Annotated in this window: 6 protein-coding genes; 1 reads left to right on the top strand and 5 read right to left on the bottom strand. The window is 59.4% G+C overall.

What is annotated here, in order from left to right:
• From WBB85_RS00810 to WBB85_RS00825, 4 genes are all read right to left on the bottom strand, one after another.
• On the bottom strand, window positions 1-292 hold a 292-nt coding region (locus WBB85_RS00810; protein ID WP_432636723.1), incomplete at its 3' end, for an extracellular solute-binding protein.
• A gap of 65 nt (window positions 293-357) precedes the next feature.
• Window positions 358-1,164 (bottom strand): ABC transporter permease, encoded by an 807-nt coding sequence (locus WBB85_RS00815; RefSeq protein WP_432636718.1) that lies wholly within the window; start codon window positions 1,162-1,164, stop codon window positions 358-360.
• Window positions 1,157-2,041, bottom strand: a complete 885-nt coding sequence (locus WBB85_RS00820) for an ABC transporter permease (protein WP_432636719.1) — start codon at window positions 2,039-2,041, stop codon at window positions 1,157-1,159. The genes WBB85_RS00815 and WBB85_RS00820 overlap by 8 nt, the downstream gene beginning before the upstream one ends.
• 17 nt (window positions 2,042-2,058) lie before the next feature.
• The gene (locus WBB85_RS00825) at window positions 2,059-3,144 is read right to left on the bottom strand and encodes an ABC transporter ATP-binding protein (RefSeq protein ID WP_432636720.1); all 1,086 of its coding nucleotides are present in this window, start codon (window positions 3,142-3,144) and stop codon (window positions 2,059-2,061) included.
• Between the two features lie 140 nt (window positions 3,145-3,284).
• Here WBB85_RS00825 and WBB85_RS00830 point away from each other — a divergent pair, with 140 nt between their 5' ends.
• On the top strand, window positions 3,285-4,094 hold the full coding sequence (locus tag WBB85_RS00830) for a response regulator transcription factor (protein WP_432636721.1): 810 nt from the start codon (window positions 3,285-3,287) through the stop codon (window positions 4,092-4,094).
• 23 nt (window positions 4,095-4,117) lie between these two features.
• Here WBB85_RS00830 and WBB85_RS00835 read toward each other — a convergent pair.
• A partial coding sequence (locus WBB85_RS00835; RefSeq protein WP_432636722.1) for a MiaB/RimO family radical SAM methylthiotransferase occupies window positions 4,118-4,917 on the bottom strand: 800 nt, incomplete at its 5' end.

A 4,917-nucleotide genomic window follows, 5' to 3' on the forward strand; every position in this document is an offset into this window, starting at 1 on the left:
CGACCCAGGCCGGGTCCATGTTCTTGAAATTCTCCATCTCATTGGGCTTTGCTTCCAGCAGCAGCCCCTCGGCGATCCAGATCGGCACATATGTGCCCGAGGGCACGACGATATCGAAACCATGGCCGCCCGCCTTGACCTTGGCCAGCGCGGTGTCGTTGGAATCATAGTCCGTGATCGTGACCTTGATGCCGGTCTCAGCCTCGAACTTGGCGATCATCTCGGGGCTTGTGTAGTTGCCCCAGTTATAGATGTTCAGCTCACCTTCAGCGAAGGCCGCGGTGCCCGACATCAGGATGGCAACAAGGCCTGTTCTGAGTGTTCCTGTCGTAAAGTTCATTGGTACCTCCTCCTGTTTTACTTTCTGTTTTTCGAGAGAAAAAAGAAGATCACAACCATCGTGACGGACACGGCAAGCAGCACCGTCGAAATGGCGTTCACTTCGGGGGTAACAACCCGGCGTAACTGGCCGAGCATGTAGGTGGGCAGGGTGTCCTGCCCGGCAGATTTCACGAATTCGGTGATCACGACATCGTCGAGCGAGATGACGAAGGCCAGCATCGCACCCGCCAGAATGCCGGGCCAGAGCTGTGGCAGCGTCACACGGCGGAACACCTGAAACGGTGTGGCGTAAAGATCGGCACCCGCCTGTTCAAGGTTCAGATCCATCCCCTGAAGCCGCGCCCGGATCGGCATATAGGCAAACGGGATGCAGAATGCCGAATGCGCGGCGACCAAATAGGCCAGACCGCCGTAGCCCGTCGCCACCTTGATCATCGCAAAGAAGATCAGAAGCGCCACGGCGGTCACGATCTCGGGCACCATCAGCGGCTGGTTGATGATTGCGAAAACCGCCGAATAGCCGCGATATGGTTTCGTGCGCGTCGTGGCCAGCGCTGCCGGAACCGCCGCAGCCGTGGCAATGACCGATGCGAAGCTTGCAAGGATCAGGGACCGCACGGTCGCCTCCTGCACCTGTTCGTTCTGCCAGGCGGCGGCATACCATTGCAGCGAAAACCCCTGCCAGATCGCGATGGAAGACCCGGCATTGAAGGAATAGACCACAAGAAGGACGATCGGCAGGTACAGCAGGACGAAACAGCCAAGGGCAATCGTGGTAAAGCCACGCTGTTCCTGAACGTCGAAGGTCTTCTGCCTAGCCATGGCCCACCTCCTCTTTCCCCGCAACGCGGACGTAGAAGAGCAGTGCCACCATCACGATGGCCAGCAATGTCAGCGACAGGGCGGCCCCCAGCGGCCAGTTCCGGGCCTGTCCGAACTGCAGCTCGATCAGGTTGCCCAGCATCAGTTGCTTGCCGCCCCCCAGCACCCGGGGTGTCACATAGGCACCAAGCGAGGGAACGAAGACAAGGATAGACCCCGCGATGATCCCGGGCTTGACCAGCGGCATGATCACCCGGCGCAGAACCTGCCAGCGGGTGGCGTAAAGGTCATAGCCTGCCTCGACCAGTGAAAAGTCCAGCCGCTCGAGCGAGGCGAAGATCGGCAGGACCATCAGCGGCAGATAGACATAGACCATACCGACCACGACCGCGAATTCCGTGAACAGGATCTGGATCGGCGTGTCGATGACCCCCATTGCGATCAGCAATGTGTTGACGACGCCTTCGTTGCGGATGATCTCCATCACCGCGAAGGTGCGGATCAGAAGATTGGTCCAGAACGGGATCATGATCAGCAGCATCCACATGTCGCGCCGGTTCCGGGGCCGCGTGGCGATGAAATAGGCCGTCGGAAACCCGAAGATGAACGCCATCACCGTCGTCATCAGCGACAGCTTTACCGAGCGCCAGAAGATCGACAGATGCGCGTCCGACCAGGCGATCTGTTCGGTAAAGAAATCGCGCTGGGCTACGACGTTGAACCAGGCCTCGGTCGAGAATTGCCATTTCACCCCGCCATAGTCGCCGGGGGCGAGGAAGGAATAGATCACGACGATGATCAGCGGGCCCGAAGCGGCAAAGATCAGGATCAGCATCGCCGGAGACAGCAGCAGCCAGCGATTGCGGATCTTTTCCATGTCGCCCCCCACCGCCATCAATCCTTCAAGACCTGACCGACACCCGGCGGGAAGGTCAGCCCCACCGCATCCCCGACCGCGATTGCCTCGGTCCGGTCCGGGCTGTTTTGCCTGCGCACGACAAACTGCCCGCCGTGATCCAGCGTGACATGAACATGGGTGTCGGTGCCGAAATAAACGATATTCTCGATCCGGCCCTGCATGAGGCCCTGATCGTCGGCCAGAACCGCATGTTCGGGGCGAATTGCGATGGTCGCCCTGCCTGCGCCCGGTGCACCGTCACTGTGGCGGGCGCTGACGGTCTGGCCCGAGGGCAGACGAACCTCGGCACTGTCACCTGCGACCGTCAGAACCTCTGCCTCGATGAAATTCGTATCGCCGATGAAGTCGGCCACGAACCGCTCTGCCGGATGATCGTATATGTCGCGCGGGCCGCCGATCTGCAGGATGCGGCCCTTGTTCATCACCGCGATCCGGTCGGACATGGTCAATGCCTCTTCCTGATCATGTGTCACGAAGATGAAGGTGATACCGGTTTCCGCCTGCAACCGTTTCAGTTCAATCTGCATGTCCTTGCGCAGCTTGAAATCAAGGGCCGAGAGGGGTTCGTCCAGCAACAGAACCTTTGGCTTGGGCGCCAGTGCGCGGGCCAATGCCACGCGCTGCTGCTGGCCACCGGAAATCTGGCCGGTCCGGCGATCCGCCATTGGCGTCATGCGCACCAGGTCCAGCATCTCGGCCACGGTTGCGGCAATCTCGGGCTTCGGTTTGCCCAGCATCTCAAGACCAAAGCCGATGTTTTCGGCCACGGTCATATGCGGGAACAAAGAATAGTTCTGGAACACCGTATTGACCGGTCGTTTGTAGGGCGGCAGGTCCGACAGATCCTGCCCGTAAAGTTCAATCGCCCCTGACGTCGGATGCCCGAAACCGGCGATCATTCGCAGCAGTGTCGTCTTCCCGCATCCCGATGGTCCAAGCAGCGTGAAGAACTCGTTTTCGCGAATGGTGACCGAAACATCGTCCAGCGCCGTGAAGGCCGATGTACCGGTTCCGAAGATCTTGGAGCAGTTGCGAATGTCGATCGCGATACCTGAACCCACCAGCGTCCCCCCATGGCCATCGCATTACGAGGACCACCCCAACAAGTGTTTACAGCTTGACTATGACACCGGGTGGGCGTTCGAATAATACCACCCGATTGGTATCCGATTTTGGTTGTGCGCCTTCTAGGGAGTAGTCGATGCCGATTGATCCAAGACGCTACGCTTTGCTGGGTGGGATGGCCGCGGCAGCCAGCATCGCCGAATTCAAGACGTATCTGGTTGATTTCGCCGGGATCGAATTCAATCCGCAAAGCGTGGTCGTGCTGCTGTTTCGCAAAGGTGTTGTTCCGGCCCTGCTTCTGAGCTGGATACCAGACAAGGTTTTGCGCCAGACCTTCGATACCGAATACTTCAAGTTCGGCCATCTGCTCGACCCATTCGCGCAGGCCGCGGCCAGAGAACGATCGAGTTCTGCCTACCGGGTGTCCGAGATTGCGCCGGACAGGTTCGAAGCAAGCGAATACTACGCCACCTATTACCGCAAGACCGCAATGGTGGATGAAATCGGCGCGCTCAGGCGATTGGATGACAGATCGATTGTCCATCTGTCCTTGGGACGCAATCGCGGATACCGCAAATTCTCTCCCTCTGAAATCCGCAAATTCAAGGCCATGTATACGGCAATAATGCCGAAACTCGGTCAGCTTGCGATGGAGGAGAGCATCCAAAAGAACGCAGCACCACCTGCCGGGGATCTGATCGAGATCCTGACCAGCCTGAATACCCGAGACGAGCCGCCGATCAGCCGCCGCGAAGCGCAGATCGCCGCACTGATCATCCAGGGCCATTCCAGCCGCTCAATCGCGCTGCATCTCAGGCTGTCGGTTCACACCGTCAAGGTTCACCGCCGCAACATCTACCGAAAGCTGACTATATCAGCCCAGAATGAGTTGTTCGGCCTTGTCATGCGGCACGGCATGGCGGTCGAGGCGAATGTCGGGTCTTAACCTGTACCCGTCAGAGACTGGCCTCAATCGACCAGATCTGTCGCAAGTGCACCGGCCAGAGAATTCGGCGCACTTTTGGTGATTTTGACCTTCGCGATCTCACCCGGCTTCAGGTTGGTCTGGACATGCACCGCATGCAGGTAATCGGACTTGCCCACCATCTGGCCCGGCAGTCGGCCGGGTTTCTCGAAAAGGACCGAAACCTCGCGCCCGACCATCGCCTCCTGGCCCGCGCGTTGCTGTTCGGTGATCAGGGCCTGAAGCGTCTGCAGCCTTGCATCCGCGACCTCCGCCGCCACCGGCGATTTTTCCGCGGCCGGGGTGCCGGGACGGGCGGAATATTTAAACGAATAGGCCATGCCGTAATTGACGGTGCGGATCAGATCCATCGTAGCGTCAAAATCGGCATCCGTTTCGCCCGGGAAACCAACGATGAAATCGCCCGACATCATCATGTCGGGCCGCGCCGCGCGGATCTTCTCGATCAGGCGAAGATACTCATCGGCCGTATGCTTGCGGTTCATCGCTTTCAGGATACGGTCCGAGCCTGACTGCACCGGCAGATGCAGATAGGGCATCAGCTTTGGCTCATCGCCATGAGCGGCGATCAGGTCTTCCTCCATGTCATTGGGGTGCGAGGTGGTGTAGCGGATGCGTTCCAGCCCAGCGACTTTGGCCAGTTCCCGCACCAGCCGCGCCAGCGACCAGTCGCCGTCAGCCCCCGCCCCGTGATAGGCGTTGACGTTCTGGCCCAAGAGCGTGATCTCGCGCACGCCCTTTTCGATCAGACCGCGCGCCTCTTTCATGATGCGATCGGCAGGAC

The organism is Albidovulum sp., from assembly GCF_049646345.1.
Taxonomy (GTDB): domain Bacteria; phylum Pseudomonadota; class Alphaproteobacteria; order Rhodobacterales; family Rhodobacteraceae; genus Albidovulum.

Coding starts and splice junctions, on each gene's coding strand:
- WBB85_RS00815 (WP_432636718.1), bottom strand. CDS start 1,164: ATGGCTAGGCAGAAGACCTTCGACGTTCAGGAACAGCGTGGCTTTACC.
- WBB85_RS00820 (WP_432636719.1), bottom strand. CDS start 2,041: ATGGAAAAGATCCGCAATCGCTGGCTGCTGCTGTCTCCGGCGATGCTG.
- WBB85_RS00830 (WP_432636721.1), top strand. CDS start 3,285: ATGCCGATTGATCCAAGACGCTACGCTTTGCTGGGTGGGATGGCCGCG.